Below are 1,030 nucleotides of genomic sequence, written 5' to 3'. Positions count from 1 at the left end.
TCCCTTCTCTAAACCAGTCGCACTTCTTACATAAAAGAACAAGTCCAGCTATTACTGCACCAATAGCAATAGGGACAATACCTATAGCTGATACTACTGCAGTAATTGCTGGTATAAGAGTACCTGTAAAGATTCCTACTATCTTAGTTATTCCTCCTACTATTAGAGGTCCTTTGGTCATAATAGTTCCAATTGACCAGATAAGTTTTCCTACAATCATAAGTACAGGTCCAAGAGCAGCTATAAAAAGACCGATACCTGCAATAATACCTTTTACTGGTCCTGGAAGTGCATTAAGTCCATTTACCAGTCTTGTTAATATATCTACTGCTTTTCTAACAGCAGGCATTAAAAGTTCTCCAAAGGATATGGCTAATTCTTCTAAGGCAGATTGTAAAATCTTTAATTGACCAGCTAGGTTATCCTGCATAGTAGCAGCCATTTTTTCTGCTGTTCCATCTGCATTATAGATGGCATCACTCAAACTATTGTAGTCTTTCTCACTGGCATTTATGATTGCCAACATTCCAGACATGGCATTTTTACCAAATATCATGGATGCTGCTTGTGCTTTTTGAGTTCCATCTAAATTGGCAAAGGCAACTCTAAAGGTGCTTAGAGTTTCATCAAGTGAAAGGCCCTGTACATCTTCAATAGATAATCCCAACATGGACATTCCATTAATAACTTCTTTAGTTGGTGATGCGAGTCTTGTTAGTCCAGACCTTAAAGCTGTCCCTGCTTGTGAACCTTTTATTCCTGCGTTAGCCATTAAACCTATAGCTACAGCTGTATCTTCAACTGAATATCCAAGTGTACCAGCAATAGGTGCAGCATATTTGAAGGTTTCACCCATTAATGAAACATTGGTATTGGCATTAGATGATGCAGCAGCAAGAACATCAGCAAAGCGAGAAGAGTCTTCAGCTTTTAAACCAAAGGCTGTAAGGGCATCTGTAACGATATCTGAAGTAGTAGCTAGATCCTCACCACTAGCTGCAGCAAGGTTCATGACTCCTTCAATACCACT

General features: G+C 39.1%; 1 protein-coding gene. It reads right to left on the bottom strand.

Going from position 1 to position 1,030, the window contains the following annotated elements; genetic code table 11:
• Positions 1–1,030: phage tail tape measure protein (locus tag WKS98_RS09935; RefSeq protein ID WP_498918948.1), on the bottom strand; the 1,030-nt coding region annotated here is incomplete at both ends.

The sequence above is a fragment of the Lagierella sp. ICN-221743 genome (genome assembly GCF_037890055.1).
Classification (GTDB): Bacteria; Bacillota; Clostridia; order Tissierellales; family Peptoniphilaceae; genus Mediannikoviicoccus.
The sequence above is the reverse complement of the archived record's forward strand: the minus strand, read 5'-3'. Positions and strand labels throughout refer to the sequence as shown.